The 15282-nt window shown below is 65.1% G+C and carries 12 protein-coding genes; all 12 read left to right on the forward strand.

The features are described 5' to 3' along the window. Positions 1-15 precede the first annotated feature (15 nt). The 12 genes from NR193_RS12330 (at position 16) to ftsZ (ending at position 15276) form a co-directional block, all read left to right on the forward strand. On the forward strand, positions 16-1470 hold the full coding sequence (locus NR193_RS12330; protein ID WP_256751105.1) for a UDP-N-acetylmuramoyl-L-alanyl-D-glutamate--2,6-diaminopimelate ligase: 1455 nt from the start codon (positions 16-18) through the stop codon (positions 1468-1470). Beyond that, positions 1467-2900: a UDP-N-acetylmuramoylalanyl-D-glutamyl-2,6-diaminopimelate--D-alanyl-D-alanine ligase gene (locus NR193_RS12335; RefSeq protein WP_256751106.1), complete on the forward strand. Its 1434-nt coding sequence runs from the start codon at positions 1467-1469 to the stop codon at positions 2898-2900. Before NR193_RS12330 ends, NR193_RS12335 begins: the two co-directional genes overlap by 4 nt. 24 nt (positions 2901-2924) lie before the next feature. Then, complete coding sequence (gene mraY, locus NR193_RS12340) at positions 2925-4007, forward strand: phospho-N-acetylmuramoyl-pentapeptide-transferase (RefSeq protein WP_027029717.1); 1083 nt, start codon at positions 2925-2927, stop codon at positions 4005-4007. Between the two features lie 9 nt (positions 4008-4016). Further along, positions 4017-5417: a UDP-N-acetylmuramoyl-L-alanine--D-glutamate ligase gene (gene murD / locus NR193_RS12345; protein WP_256751107.1), complete on the forward strand. Its 1401-nt coding sequence runs from the start codon at positions 4017-4019 to the stop codon at positions 5415-5417. Then, on the forward strand, positions 5417-6568 hold the full coding sequence (ftsW, locus tag NR193_RS12350; RefSeq protein WP_091580325.1) for a putative lipid II flippase FtsW: 1152 nt from the start codon (positions 5417-5419) through the stop codon (positions 6566-6568). The genes murD and ftsW overlap by 1 nt, the downstream gene beginning before the upstream one ends. A gap of 6 nt (positions 6569-6574) precedes the next feature. Next, entirely contained in the window at positions 6575-7702 is a 1128-nt protein-coding gene (murG, locus tag NR193_RS12355) for an undecaprenyldiphospho-muramoylpentapeptide beta-N-acetylglucosaminyltransferase (RefSeq protein WP_256751108.1), read from the forward strand. Next, positions 7699-9105 carry a UDP-N-acetylmuramate--L-alanine ligase gene (murC, locus tag NR193_RS12360; RefSeq protein WP_256751109.1) on the forward strand — a complete coding sequence of 469 codons (1407 nt, stop codon included), beginning with the start codon at positions 7699-7701 and terminating at the stop codon, positions 9103-9105. Before murG ends, murC begins: the two co-directional genes overlap by 4 nt. After that, positions 9102-10067: a UDP-N-acetylmuramate dehydrogenase gene (murB, locus tag NR193_RS12365; protein WP_256751110.1), complete on the forward strand. Its 966-nt coding sequence runs from the start codon at positions 9102-9104 to the stop codon at positions 10065-10067. The genes murC and murB overlap by 4 nt, the downstream gene beginning before the upstream one ends. Before the next feature lie 302 nt (positions 10068-10369). Next, entirely contained in the window at positions 10370-11296 is a 927-nt protein-coding gene (locus NR193_RS12370; protein WP_256751111.1) for a D-alanine--D-alanine ligase, read from the forward strand. Next, entirely contained in the window at positions 11284-12225 is a 942-nt protein-coding gene (locus NR193_RS12375) for a cell division protein FtsQ/DivIB (RefSeq protein ID WP_256751112.1), read from the forward strand. The genes NR193_RS12370 and NR193_RS12375 overlap by 13 nt, the downstream gene beginning before the upstream one ends. After that, positions 12222-13529: a cell division protein FtsA gene (gene ftsA, locus NR193_RS12380; RefSeq protein ID WP_256751113.1), complete on the forward strand. Its 1308-nt coding sequence runs from the start codon at positions 12222-12224 to the stop codon at positions 13527-13529. The genes NR193_RS12375 and ftsA overlap by 4 nt, the downstream gene beginning before the upstream one ends. A 67-nt stretch (positions 13530-13596) precedes the next feature. Then, positions 13597-15276 carry a cell division protein FtsZ gene (gene ftsZ / locus NR193_RS12385; RefSeq protein ID WP_256751114.1) on the forward strand — a complete coding sequence of 560 codons (1680 nt, stop codon included), beginning with the start codon at positions 13597-13599 and terminating at the stop codon, positions 15274-15276. Positions 15277-15282 lie beyond the last annotated feature (6 nt).

Below are 15282 nucleotides of genomic sequence, written 5' to 3' on the forward strand. Positions count from 1 at the left end.
GGTGAACGGGACTCGATGAAGCTAAAAGATCTAGCCGGTATCCTGCCAGTCGAAGGAACAGCTTCCGCCGACCTGGAGGTTACCGGAATTTCGTCGGATTCCCGCCAGGTAAAACCGGGCGTCGTCTTTTTTGCGCTCGCCGGCACCAAGGCGGATGGCGCGGCCTACGCCGCCGACGCGGCCGGGCGCGGTGCGGTCGCGATCGTTGCAGGCAACGGCAGCGCCCTTGCCGGGCTACAGGTTCCAGTGCTGGCAGTCGATGATCCGCGTCTGGCGCTGGCGCTGAGTGCGGCCCGCTATTTCGGCAAGCAGCCAGAGACCATGGTCGCGGTGACCGGCACCAGCGGCAAGACGTCGGTCGCTGCGTTCACCAGGCAGATCTGGGAACAGGCAGGCCATGCCGCCGCTTCGATCGGCACCACCGGCGTGGTGGCGCCGGGTCGCAACGACTATGGCTCGCTGACCACGCCCGATCCGGTCGCGCTGCACCAGCTGCTCAGGGAATTGGCGGATGCCGGCGTGACGCACGCCTCCATGGAAGCCTCCAGCCATGGGCTCGACCAACGCCGCCTCGACGGCGTGAAGCTCGCCGCCGGCGGCTTCACCAATCTCGGCCGCGATCATATGGACTATCATCCGACGATCGAGGACTATCACCGCGCCAAGCTGCGCCTGTTCGACACGCTGCTGCCGAAGGGCGCACCGGCCGTCATCTTCGCCGACGATCCGTGGTCGGCGCCGACGATCCAGGCGGCGCAGGCGGCCGGGCTCGAGGTGCTGACGGTTGGCCGCCATGGCGATTTCCTCACGCTGAAGCGGGTCGAACACGAGCGCCATCGCCAGCGCGCCGAGGTCGAGGCTGACGGCGTGCTTTACGAGATCGACCTGCCGCTCGCGGGCGATTTCCAGATTTCGAATGCGCTGGTTTCGGCGGGGCTTGCCATTTCAACCGGAACACCTGTCGCCAAGGCCTTGATGTCCTTGGAGAAACTGAAGGGCGCGCCGGGCCGGCTCGATCTCGTCGGCACCACTGCCAACGGTGCGCCTGTGTATGTCGACTACGCCCACAAGCCCGACGCGCTGGAAAATGTGCTGGCCTCGGTGCGCCCGTTCACCACCGGCCGTGTCATGGTCGTGTTCGGCTGTGGCGGCGACCGCGACCGCGGCAAGCGGCCGATCATGGGCGAGATCGCGACGCGGCTCGCCGATGTCGTCATCGTCACCGACGACAATCCGCGCTCGGAAGTACCCGAGACGATCCGCGCCGCCATTCTTGCCGCCGCACCCGGGGCGATCGAGATCGGCGACCGGCGCCAGGCGATCCACGAGGCCGTCGGCATGCTGCATGCCGGCGACACGCTCATCGTGGCCGGCAAGGGCCACGAGGAAGGCCAGACGATCGGCTCCGAGACCTTGCATTTCTCCGATCATGAGGAAGTGCGCGCCGCGTTGCGGGAGCGTGCCGCATGAGCTTGCTTTGGACCTCCGAGGCTCTGGTTGCTGCCATGGACGGGCGGCCGCTCGGGCCGATGCCGGACGGCATATCGGGCATTTCGATCGACAGCCGCAGCCTGCAGCCGGGCGATGCCTTCTTCGCCATCAAGGGCGAGGCGATGGACGGTCACGACTTCGCCACATCAGCCATCAAGGCCGGTGCCGGCGTGCTGGTGGTGGCCGAAGGCAAGCTGCCATCGCTCGGCCGGCTGACGGCGCCGATCATCGTCGTCGAGGATGTGCTGGCCGCTCTGGAAAAGCTTGGTATCGCGGCACGCGCCCGCTCGGCGGCAAAGATCATCGCGGTAACCGGTTCGGCCGGCAAGACCACCACCAAGGAAGCGCTGCGCCACGTGCTGTCGGCCGTCGGCAAGGTGCATGCCTCGGCGCAGTCGTTCAACAACCACTGGGGCGTGCCGCTGACGCTGGCGCGCATGCCTGATGATTGCGACTATGCCGTGTTCGAGATCGGCATGAACCATCCCGACGAGATCCGGCCGCTGGTGAAAATGGTGAGACCGCATGTTGCGATCGTCACCATGATCGCGGCGGCGCATCTCGGCTTCTTCCGCAACCTGGACGAGATCGCCAGGGCCAAGGCCGAGATTTTCGAAGGGCTGGAGCCCGATGGCGCGGCGGTCCTCAACCGCGACGACGCGCGTTTCAAGCTTCTCGACAAGATGGCGCATGCCGCCGGCGTCGAGCATGTCTACGGCTTCGGCGAGAATGCGCGCTCGACCTTCAAGCTGGTCAAATGCGAGTTGCATGCCGACCATTCCGACATCGCCGCCAGGATCGGCGGCCACGATATGATCGCTCGTATCGGAGCTCCCGGCCGGCATATGGTGCAGAACGTGCTGGCGGTGCTGGGGGCGGCGCATCTGGTCGGCGCCGATCTCGACAGGGTAGCCCTGGCGCTGGCTGATCTTTCGGCCGAGCGCGGGCGCGGCAAGCGCCATGTGCTGCGTCATCCCAAAGGGCCGATCACGCTGATCGACGAGAGCTACAATGCCAATCCGGCGTCTATGGCTGCCGCGATGGCGCTGCTCAACGCGACGCCGGTGACGGGCGAGGGCCGGCGCATCGCCGTGCTCGGCGACATGCTGGAGCTCGGCGACCATTCGGCCAAGCTGCATGCCGCTCTCGCCGATCTCATCGTCGGCACCGGGACGCAGACCGTCTTTCTCGGTGGCCCGGAGATGCGGGCGCTGGCCGAGGCACTGCCAAGCGAGGTCAAGACGGAATACCGCGCCGGCGTCGAGGATCTGAAGCCGGTGCTGCTTGCCGCCCTGCAGCCGGGCGACGTGGTAATGATCAAATCGTCGAAGGGCATCGGTTTTGCGAAACTGGTCGATGCGCTGCTGGGCAAATTCCCGGCGGAATCCACAACCAGCAAACAGACCTAGGTCAAGTCGGGGGACGAAAAGCGCATGTTTACACTGCTCGTCGATTTTGCGGACAAGATCTCGGTCTTCAATGTCTTCCGCTACATCACCTTCCGCACCGGCGGGGCGCTGATCACATCGGCGCTGATCGTCTTCATCTTCGGACCGACGATCATCAATTCGCTGCGGCTGCGGCAAGGCAAGGGCCAGCCGATCCGCGCCGACGGGCCGCAGACGCATTTCAAGAAGGCCGGTACGCCGACCATGGGCGGGCTGATGATCCTGTCGGGCATCATCGGCTCGTCGCTTTTGTGGGCGAACCTGTCGAGCATCTATGTCTGGGTGGTGCTGCTGGTCACGCTGGGTTTTGGCTCGATCGGCTTCTACGACGACTATCTGAAGGTGACGAAGCAGTCGCATCTCGGTTTTTCCGGCAAGGCGCGGCTGGCGCTTGAATTCGTCATCGCCGGCATCGCCGCGTGGGCGATCATGCATAACGGCCAGGCGCCGTTCTCGTCGTCGCTGACATTTCCCTTCGCCAAGGAATTCATCATCAATCTCGGCTGGTTCTTCATTCCGTTCTCCTGCTTCGTCATCGTCGGCGCCGGCAATGCGGTGAACCTGACCGACGGCCTCGACGGGCTGGCGATCGTGCCGATCATGATCGCCGCGGCTTCCTTCGGCGTCATCGCCTATCTGTCCGGCAACGCCGTGTTCGCCGAATATCTGCAGATCCATTTCGTGCCCGGCACCGGTGAACTGGCTGTCGTGCTCGGCTCGGTCATCGGCGCCGGCCTCGGCTTCCTCTGGTTCAATGCGCCGCCAGCGGCGATCTTCATGGGCGATACCGGATCGCTGGCCATGGGCGGCCTGATCGGCACCGTCGCGGTCGCCACCAAGCACGAGATCGTGCTGGTTATCGTCGGCGGCCTGTTCGTGGTCGAAATCCTGTCTGTCATCATCCAGGTCGGCTACTTCAAGATGACCGGCAAGCGGGTGTTCCTGATGGCGCCGATCCACCATCATTTCGAAAAGCTCGGCTGGACCGAAAGCCAGGTGGTGATCCGCTTCTGGATCATCGCCGTGATCCTGGCGCTGGTCGGCCTGTCCACCCTGAAGCTGAGATAGGAAACTCCTTTGATCCCCGCCGCATCCTTCGCAGGCAAGCGCGTTTCACTCTTCGGGCTCGGTGGCTCGGGGATCGCGACGGCGCGCGCGCTGATTGCCGGCGGCGCGGAGGTGCTGGCCTGGGACGACAATCCCGACAGCGTCGCCAAGGCGGCGGATGTCGGCATCGCAACCGCCGATTTGCGTGGCGCCGACTGGGCGAAGTTCTCGGCTTTCGTGCTGTCGCCGGGCGTGCCGCTGACACATCCCAAACCGCACTGGACGGTGGAACTGGCGAAGGGCGCAGGTGTCGAGGTGATTGGCGACATCGAACTTTTCTGCCGCGAGCGGATTTTGCAGGCGCCGACGGCACCTTTCATCGCCATCACCGGCACCAACGGCAAGTCGACGACGACCGCGCTGGCCGCGCATATCCTGAAAGCCGCTGGCCGCGACACCCAGATGGGCGGCAATATCGGCCGCGCGGTGATGACGCTCGATCCGCCGCAGCCCGGTCGGCACTATGTGGTCGAGTGCTCGTCCTACCAGATCGACCTCGCGCCTTCGATCAACCCGACGGCCGGCATCCTGCTCAATCTGACGCCCGACCATCTCGACCGCCACGGCACCATGCAGCACTACGCTTCGATCAAGGAGCGGCTGGTGGCCGGCAGCGAGACGGCCATCATCGGCATCGACGATTCCTGGTGCGCGCAGATCGCCGAGCGTCTGGAGCGGGCGGGGCGGCATGTGATCCGCATTTCCAAGCGCCTGCCGCTGACCGATGGCTATTTCGCCGACGCCGGCAATCTGATGGAAGCGGTGCACGGCCGCTACAGCCGTGTCGCCTTCCTCGAAGGCATCGGCTCGCTGCGCGGCCAGCACAATGCGCAGAACGCGCTGGCGGCGGTTGCCGCTTGCCTCAGGGTCGGGCTGGACCTCGGCGAGATCCAGTCGGGACTGGAGAGCTTTCCCGGCCTCGCGCATCGCATGGAGCAGGTCGGCCGCAAGGACCATGTGCTGTTCATCAACGATTCCAAGGCGACCAATGCCGATGCGGCGGCACCGGCGCTGTCGAGCTTTCCGCGCATCTACTGGATTGCCGGCGGCCTGCCCAAGGAAGGCGGCATCGAGCCGCTGCGCGGCTTCTTCCCGCGCATCGCCAAGGCCTATCTGATCGGCGAGGCGGCGCCTGCCTTCTCGGCGACCCTGGGCGAGGCCGTGCCCTACGAGATATCGGGCACGCTGGCGGCGGCGGTCGAGCACGCCGCGCATGATGCGGCTCGTGACGACAGCGGCGAGGTCGTGGTGCTGTTGTCGCCGGCCTGCGCCAGTTTCGACCAGTTCAAGAATTTCGAAGTTCGCGGCGAAGCCTTCAGGCAAGCTGCGAATGCTATCGAGGGTGTGAAACCCATCGGAGGGGCACGATAATGCAGAGCCGTCTCGACAAAAGCCCGGTTGCGACATGGTGGTGGACGATCGATCGCTGGTTCCTGGCGGCGTTCCTTTCGCTGATGGGACTCGGCATCGTGCTTTCCTTTGCAGCCAGCCCGGCGGTGGCCGAACGCATCGGCCTCGACAGTTTCCACTTCGCCACCAGGCAGATCATCTTCACGGTTCCGGCGCTCGGCGTGATGCTGGCCGTCTCCTTCCTTGAATCGCGGCAGATCCGGCGCATGGCGCTGATCATGCTGTGCCTCATGCTGGTGCTGATGGTGGCGGTGCTCTACATCGGCGTCGAGGTGAAGGGCGCGCGCCGTTGGGTGTCGCTTGCCGGCCTGTCGATCCAGCCCTCGGAATTCCTCAAACCCGCCTTCGTCATCATGTGCGCCTGGCTGTTCGCCGAGCACAAGCGCCAGCCCGACATTCCGGGCAATCTGTTCGCAATGCTGCTGCTTGCCCTGGTCGTCTCGCTGCTGGTCGCGCAGCCGGATCTCGGCCAGACCATGCTGGTGACCGGCACCTGGGGCGTGATGTTCTTCATGGCGGGGCTGCCATGGCTGTGGATCATCGCGCTTGGCGGCGCGGGCGTCGGCGGTGTGTTCGCCGCCTATTCGGTGTTTCCGCACGTTGCCCTGCGCATCGACAAGTTCCTCACCGGCGAAGGCGACACTTTTCAGGTCGACATGGGACGCGAGGCGCTGATCAATGGCGGCTGGTTCGGCGTCGGGCCGGGCGAGGGTACAGTCAAGCGGGTCATTCCGGACAGCCATGCCGACTTCGTCTTCTCGGTCGCCGGCGAGGAGTTCGGGCTGATCATGTGCTTCTTCATCATGTCGATCTTCGCCTTCATCGTGCTGCGCGGCCTCAATACGGCGCTGAAGGAGCATGACGATTTCACGCGCTATGCGGTCGGCGGGCTCGTGACCGTCTTTGGTCTGCAGGCTGTCATCAACATGTGCGTCAACCTGCAGCTGGTACCGGCCAAGGGCATGACGTTGCCTTTCATCTCCTATGGTGGCTCCTCGCAGATCGCCATCGCCATCTCGATGGGCATGGTTCTGGCGCTGACGCGCAAGCGGCCGGAAAAGCGCAAGCAGATGGGCTTTGCCCTGTCGCAACGCGCCGTGCCGGCGGAATGAGGCTGGATGTCCAAGGGCGTCATCCTTCTCGCGGCGGGCGGAACCGGCGGACATCTCTTTCCGGCCGAGGCGCTGGCGCATGAGCTGAACGAGCGCGGCTGGAAAGTGCATCTGGCGACGGATGACCGCGCCGAGCGTTTTGCCGGCCACTTCCCGGCTGCCGCCGTCCATCCTATCCAGTCGGCGACGATGGGTTCCAAAAACCCTTTCGCCCTGCTTGGCGCCTTCTGGAAAATCTGGCGCGGCGTGCGCCAGGCCTCGGCCATCATTGCCAGGATCAAGCCGGATGCCGTTGTTGGTTTCGGCGGCTATCCGACCCTGCCGCCGCTCTATGCGGCGACGCGGCGCAAGGTGCCGACGCTGATTCATGAGCAGAACGCTGTGATGGGTCGCGCCAACCGGGCACTGGCTGGCCGCGTCGATGCAATCGCCGGCGGCTTCCTGCCGCAGGACACGAGTGCGGCCGGCGCCAAGACGGTGACGACCGGCAACCCGGTTCGCCCGCAAGTCCTGGAGGCGGCCAAGACGCCTTATGTGGCGTCGACCGGGGAACAGCCGTTCCGCCTGCTGGTGTTCGGCGGCAGCCAGGGTGCCCAGTTCTTTTCCGATGCCGTGCCGGCGGCCATCGCGCTGCTTTCCGATGCCCAGCGCAGGCGGCTGGTGATCACGCAGCAGGCGCGCGCCGATGACGTGGCGCGGGTGAAGGCGGCTTATGCGGCCCTTGGTGTCAGTGTCGAGGTCTCGCCCTTCTTCACCGACATGGCGGCGCGCATCGCGGCGGCGCATCTGGTGATCTCGCGCTCCGGCGCCTCGACCGTTTCGGAGATCGCCGTCATCGGCCGGCCGGCGCTGCTGGTGCCTTATCCCTATGCGCTGGACCACGACCAGGCGGCCAACGCGGCGGCCCTTGCCGCCGCCGGCGGTGGCGAAGTGCACCCGCAATCCTCGCTTTCGCCCGAGCGCATCGCAACGCTCGTCGGCGGACTGATGGACGATCCCGAGCGGCTTGCGGCAATGGCCGCGGGCGCGAAATCGGCCGGCAGGCCGGACGCGGCACGGTTGCTCGCCGATCTCACAGAGGCTATTGCGTCGAAAAAAACCGTTTCGGATTTCAGGAAGGGGACGCACGCATGAAGATGCCGCAGACGATCGGCCTTGTGCATTTCATCGGCATTGGCGGCATCGGCATGAGCGGCATTGCCGAAGTGCTGCACAATCTCGGCTACAAGGTGCAAGGGTCCGACCAGGCCGAGAGCGCCAATGTACAGCGGCTGCGCGACAAGGGCATCGAATGCTTCGTCGGCCACAAGGCCGAGAATCTCGGCGATGCCGAGGTCGTGGTCGTCTCGACGGCGATCAAGAAATCCAACCCCGAGCTGAAGGCCGCGCGCGAGAAGCTGCTACCGATCGTGCGCCGTGCCGAGATGCTGGCCGAGCTGATGCGCTTCCGCCAGGCGGTGGCGATCGGCGGCACGCATGGCAAGACGACGACGACCTCGATGGTCGCCACCTTGCTCGAGGCCGGCGGACTCGACCCGACCGTCATCAATGGCGGCATCATCAATGCCTATGGCACCAACGCGCGCATGGGCGATGGCGAGTGGATGGTGGTCGAAGCCGACGAGAGCGACGGCACGTTCCTCAAGCTGCCGGCCGAGATCGCCGTCGTCACCAACATCGATCCCGAGCATCTCGATCACTATGGCAGCTTCGACAAGGTGCGCGAGGCATTCCGCCAGTTCGTCGAGAACGTGCCGTTCTACGGCTTCGGAGTGATGTGCACGGACCATCCCGAGGTGCAGGCGCTGGTCGGCCGCATCGAGGACCGCCGCGTCATCACCTATGGCGAGAACGCGCAGGCCGATGTGCGTTTCACCAACCATCGCATGGCCGGTGCCGTTTCGGAATTCGACGTCGTGATCCGCGACCGCAAGACCGGCGGCCAGACGACGATATCGGGCCTGCGCCTGCCGATGCCCGGCCGTCACAACGTCTCCAACGCGACGGCGGCGATCGCCGTCGCGCATGAGCTCGGCCTGTCCGCCGAGGCCATCAAGAAGGGCCTGTCGTCCTTCGCCGGCGTCAAGCGCCGTTTCACCCATACCGGCTCCTGGAACGGCGTCGACATCTTCGACGACTATGGTCATCATCCGGTCGAGATCGCGGCGGTGCTGAAGGCGGCGCGCAGTGCCACCAAGGGACGCGTCATCGCCATTGCCCAGCCGCACCGCTTCACCCGCCTGCATGATCTGTTCAACGAGTTTTCCACCTGCTTCAACGACGCCGACACGGTGATGGTGGCGCCGGTTTACGCCGCGGGCGAAGAGCCGATCGAGGGAGTGACCTCGGACGCGCTGGTATCGCGCATCCGCGCCGGCGGCCATCGCGACGCCCGCTACATCGACGGTCCGGCAGCAATCGCGCCGATCATCCGCGACCTGGCCAAGCCCGGCGACTTCGTCGTCTTCCTCGGCGCCGGCAACATCACCCAATGGGCCTATGCGCTGCCCAAGGAGCTGGGCGGGACCGTCTCATGATGCACGGCCAGGCGTTGATCGACAGACTTGGCGACCGGCTCGCCGGCCTGCGCGGCCGGCTCACGCCGAATGCGGAGATGGACAAGATCACCTGGTTCCGCGCCGGCGGGCAGGCCGAAGTGCTGTTCCAGCCGGCCGACGAGGAGGACCTTGCCGCGTTCCTGCGCGCGGTTCCCGAAGAGATCCCGCTGACCGTCGTCGGCATCGGCTCGAACCTCCTGGTCAGGGATGGCGGCATTCCGGGCTTCGTCATCCGGCTTTCGGCCAAGGGCTTTGGCGAGGCCGAGGTGATTGGCCCTACCACGATCAAGGCGGGGGCCGCGACGCCTGACAAGCGTGTCGCGGCAGTCGCCTGCGAGGCTGGCATCGGCGGCTTCCATTTCTATCATGGCATTCCAGGCGCCATCGGCGGCGCGCTTGTCATGAATGCTGGCGCCAACGGTGTCGAAACGCGTGAGCGCGTCGTCGAACTGCGGGCGCTCGACCGCAAGGGCAATATCCAGACCCTGAGCAACGCCGAAATGGGTTACGCCTATCGTCATTCGTCGGCGCCTTCCGGGCTGATCTTCACCTCGGCCGTCTTCGAAGGCTTTGCCGAGGACAAGGCGGCGATCAAGGCGGCGATGGATGCGGTGCAGAGCCACCGCGAGACCGTGCAGCCGATCCGCGAGAAGACCGGCGGCTCGACCTTCAAGAATCCCGAAGGCACGTCGGCCTGGAAGGAGATCGACAAGGCGGGCTGCCGCGGTCTGATGATCGGCGGCGCGCAGATGTCGCCGATGCACTGCAACTTCATGATCAACACCGGAACCGCGACCGGCTACGACCTCGAATATCTCGGCGAGACGGTGCGCACGCGGGTGCTGGAGAATTCGGGCATCCGGCTGCAGTGGGAAATCAAGCGCATCGGCAATTTCCGGCCGGGCCATGCCGTCCAGGAGTTTCTTGGACAGCTACTTTAGCACCGTTGAAGTTCAAGTGATGCATGAACTTCAACGAGGCCAAAAATAGCCGTGTGACCGTTGCCGTAATGGCTCAACGGCACGGTTTTCGCATCCATTTTCTCAGAAAGTGAATCTCTCGGAATCGTAAGCACTTGCCAGTGAATCAACTCTCTGATTCTCTGCTGGAAAGCGTTTCCTGATTTGAGTCGTTCGACGCGTTACCCGCGTTTTCCGTCTGGGGGGCAACCTGCCGGGAGACTCGGACTCAATGTTGCGGAAAATCTTGGTTTTTGGTCCGCCGTGAGAGGGGATGCCGGGGAATGAAAAGCAAGCATGTGGCCGTCCTGCTGGGTGGTTTTTCGTCCGAGCGGCCCGTGTCTCTGTCCTCGGGAAAGGCTTGCGCCGATGAACTCGAGAAGGAAGGCTATCAGGTCACACGCGTCGATGTCGGGCGTGATGTCGGGTCGGTGCTCGCCGAACTCGGGCCCGATGTCGCCTTCAACGCGCTGCATGGTCCATTCGGCGAGGATGGCACGATCCAGGGCATCCTTGAATATCTCGGCATTCCCTACACCCATTCCGGCGTGCTCGCCTCGGCGCTGGCCATGAACAAGGAGCAGGCCAAGCGGATTGCCAAGTCAGTCGGTGTTCCGGTCGCCGAATCGAAGGTTGCCAGCCGCTTCGCCATCCAGAGCAAGCATCCGATGAAGCCGCCCTATGTCGTCAAGCCGGTCAATGAGGGGTCGAGCTTCGGCGTCGTCATCGTGCATGAGGGGCAGTCGCATCCGCCGCAGGTCATCGGCTCGTCGGAGTGGAAATATGGCGATACCGTCATGGTCGAGCGCTACGTCCATGGGCGGGAGCTGACCTGCGCGGTGATGGGCGATGTGGCGCTCGGGGTCTGCGAGATCATCCCGACCGGCCATTCCTTCTACGACTATGATTCAAAATATGTCGCTGGCGGATCAAAGCACGAATGCCCCGCAAAAGTTTCACCGAATATTTACCAAAAAATACAAACACTGGCGCTCAAGGCTCACCAAGCGATCGGCTGTCGGGGCGTTTCCCGGTCGGACTTCCGTTATGACGATCGTCACTCCGAAAATGGCGAGGTTGTCTGGCTCGAGGTCAACACCCAGCCGGGCATGACGCCGACGTCTTTGGTGCCTGAAATCGCCGCCCAGGCAGGGCACTCGTTTGGCGATTTGTTGAGTTGGATGGTGGAGGACGCTTCGTGTCTGCGTTGAAATGGGGACAAGGCAAGGGGGAGGGCGCGGCCGGGCCGTCGCTGTTCGGCCTGCCGTTGTCGCCAGGCCATTTCGTGCTGCCGCGCGTGCTTCGTCGCCCGGTGCGCATTCTGGCGCGCCTGGGCGTGGGTGAATTCCAGGCACCGCGCTTCTCCGCCGCGATTCTGTCGGGCGTGCTGATCGCCTCGAGCAGTGCCTATGGCGCTTATCTCGGCGGTGACGTCGAGGGTATCGTTCAGAGCATCACGGCCCGCACCGGATTCGCCGTCGATCAGGTCAAGGTGGTCGGCAATCGCCAGACTTCCGAGATCGATATCCTCGACAGGCTGGAACTCGATGGCTGGACGTCGCTGATCGGCTTCAATGCCGAGGCGGCGCGCGAGCGGATCTCCGGCCTGCCGTGGATCGAGGTTGCCGCGGTCCGCAAGGTCTATCCGCATACGCTGGAGGTGCGCGTCGAGGAGCGCGAGCCCTTCGCGCTCTGGCAGCAAGGCAATGATCTGTCCGTCATCGAGAAGGATGGCGCCGTGATCGCGCCGTTCTCGGGCGGCAAGCAGGTGCTGTTGCCGCTGCTGATCGGCGCCGGCGCACCGGCCAAGGCGCCGGACTTCCTGGCCAAGATCGAAAAATATCCCGAGCTCGCGAGTCGGGTCAAAGGCTATGTCCGCGTCGGCGAGCGGCGCTGGGACCTGAAGCTGGACAACGGCATCACCGTCAAGCTGCCCGAGGATGGCGAGGATCAGGCGATCGCCGAACTCGTCAGCATGGATCATGACAAGGGGCTGTTGTCGCGCGACATCGCCGCCGTCGACATGCGCCTGTCCGATCGGCTGGTCGTGCAGCTGACGCCGGAGGCGGCGACGCAGCGCGAAGCCGCACTCAACGAGAAACCGAAGAGCCTGAAGCGCAAGCCGGAGACGAAGATATGAGCTGGCTTGGCGGTCATGGCGATGCCTCGTCGCGCCGGTCCGGCACCCTGACGGTGCTGGATGTCGGTTCGAGCAAGGTCTGCTGCATGGTGGCGAAGCTGAAGCCGCGCGATGACGGCAAGCTGCTGCGCGGCCGTTCGCACCGCATCCAGGTGATCGGCATCGGCCATCAGAAGTCGCAGGGCGTGAAGTCGGGTGTCGTCGTCGATCTCGACCGGGCCGAGCATGCCATCCGTCTTGCCGTCGACGCGGCCGAGCGCATGGCGGGGCTGACGGTCGATTCGCTGATCGTCAACATGACGGCCGGCCGGCTGAAGAGCGAGGCCTTCGCCGCCACCATCAACCTTGGCGGCCACGAGGCCGACGAGGCCGATATCAAGCGCGTGCTCGGCGCCGGCGCCAAGCAGGCGATGAAGGCCGAGCGCGAGGTGGTCCATTCGCTGCCCGTGGGCTTCTCGCTGGATGCCGAACGCGGCGTGCGCGACCCGCGCGGCATGGTCGGCGACGCGCTCGGTGTCGACATGCATGTGCTGACGGGTGACGCAGCACCGATGCGCAATCTGGAGCTTTCCATCAACCGTTCGCACCTGTCGGTCGAGCGCATGGTGGCGACGCCTTATGCCAGCGGGCTGGCGGCCCTGGTCGACGACGAGCTGGAAATGGGCGCTGCCTGCATCGACATGGGCGGCGGCACGACGACGATCTCGGTGTTTTCGGAAGGCAAGTTCGTCCATGGCGATGCCATTGCCATCGGCGGCAACCATGTCACGCTGGATATGGCCAAGGGGCTTTCGACCTCGCTCGATGCCGCCGAACGGCTGAAGGTGATGCATGGTTCGGCGCTGCCGGGCAGCGCGGACGACCGCGACCTGGTTTCGATCCATCCGATCGGCGACGATGGTGATGTGCCGCTGCAGATCCCGCGTTCGGTGATGACGCGCATCGTGCGCGCCCGCATCGACGAGACGCTCGAACTGTTGCGCGACCGGCTGAACAAGTCCGGCTACGGCAATGCGGTCGGCAAGCGCGTGGTGCTCACCGGCGGCGCCAGCCAGCTTGCCGGCCTGCCGGAGGCGGCGCGGCGCATCCTGGGACGCAATGTGCGCATCGGCCGTCCGCTCGGCGTGGCGGGCTTGCCGGAAGCGGCCAAGGGGCCGGCCTTCTCGGCCGCGGTGGGGCTACTGATCTATCCGCAGATGGCGAGCTTCGAGAGCCATCCGGCGAAAGGAATTTCCGGTCTCAGGATGACCGGAACGGGCGGAAAACTGCATCGCATGAGTCAGTGGTTGAGAGACAGTTTCTAATTGACGGGGACAGCCCCAATAGGCGGCCGCGGCGGCGAAGCGGCGTGAAAGGCAAAGGACGGAGACAATGACCATCAATCTGCAGAAGCCGGACATCACCGAGCTTAAGCCGCGCATCACCGTGTTCGGTGTCGGCGGCGGCGGCGGCAATGCCGTCAACAACATGATCACCGCCGGCTTGCGCGGTGTCGAGTTCGTGGTGGCCAACACCGACGCGCAGGCGCTGACCATGTCGAAGGCCGATCGGCTGATCCAGCTCGGCGCGCATGTCACCGAGGGCCTCGGCGCCGGGTCGCAACCCGAAGTCGGCCGCGCGGCGGCGGAAGAATGCATCGACGAGATCATCGATCATCTGTCCAACACCCATATGTGCTTCGTCACCGCCGGCATGGGCGGCGGCACCGGCACCGGTGCTGCTCCGGTCGTGGCGCGCGCTGCCCGTGAGAAGGGGATCCTCACCGTCGGCGTCGTCACCAAGCCGTTCCACTTCGAAGGCCAGCGCCGCATGAAGACGGCCGATTTGGGCATCGAGGAGCTGCAGAAATGCGTCGATACCCTGATCGTCATCCCCAACCAGAACCTGTTCCGGCTGGCCAATGACAAGACCACCTTCGCCGACGCCTTCGCCATGGCCGACCAGGTGCTCTATTCCGGTGTTGCCTGCATCACCGACCTGATGGTCAAGGAAGGCCTGATCAATCTCGACTTCGCCGACGTGCGTTCGGTCATGCGCGAGATGGGCAAGGCGATGATGGGCACTGGCGAGGCTTCCGGCGAGGGCCGCGCGATGGCCGCCGCCGAAGCGGCGATTGCCAACCCCCTGCTCGACGAGACCTCGATGAAGGGCGCCAAGGGCCTGCTGATCTCGATCACCGGCGGCCGCGACTTGACGCTGTTCGAAGTCGACGAGGCGGCGACCCGCATCCGCGAGGAGGTTGACCAGGACGCCAACATCATCCTGGGCGCCACCTTCGACGAAGAGCTCGAAGGTGTCATCCGCGTCTCGGTGGTCGCCACCGGCATCGACAAGACGGCGGCTGAGATCGCCGCCGCGCCGATCTCGATCCGCACGGCGCCGCCGAAGCAGGCCAGCCGTCCGGCCGTTGCCGCGGTGGAAAGCCGCCCTGCGCCGGTCCAGCAGGCAGTGTACGAGCCGCGCGGTATGGACCCGGTCGCCGAAGCCATCCATCTGGCCGAAGCCAATGCCGCGGCCATGGCCCAGGCCCGCCCGGCTCCCGTCGCCCAAGCGGACGATTTCCGCCCGCAGAGCAAGATCTTCCAGGCGCCGCCCGCACAGCCGCAGCCGGTGGTCCAGCAGGTGATGCAGCCGTCTCCGCAGCCGCGTGAGATGCTGCAGCGCGAAGCCCCGCAGCCGGTTGCGATGGCACCGCAGCGGATGCCTCGCGTTGAGGACTTCCCGCCCGTCGTGAAGGCCGAGGTGGATGCCAAGAGCCGCCCGGCCGACCACGAGAACAACAGCGGACCGATGGGCCTGCTGAAGCGCCTGACCAACGGCCTGACCCGCCGCGAGGAAGAGCCAGCAAGGCTGCAGCCGGCGCAGCCGCGTGAACCCAAGCTGCGCCAGGCCGCACCCGAAGTGCGCCGTCTCGCCAGCCAGGACGCGCAGCTCTATGCGCCGCGCCGTGGTCAACTGGATGACCAAGGCCGCCTGACTCCGCAGGTCAGGTCGACTCAGGAAGACGATCAGCTGGAGATTCCGGCGTTCCTGCGCCGCCAAGCCAACTGATTGGTA

It is taken from the genome of Mesorhizobium sp. Mes31 (assembly GCF_024519675.1).
Lineage (GTDB): Bacteria > Pseudomonadota > Alphaproteobacteria > Rhizobiales > Rhizobiaceae > Mesorhizobium.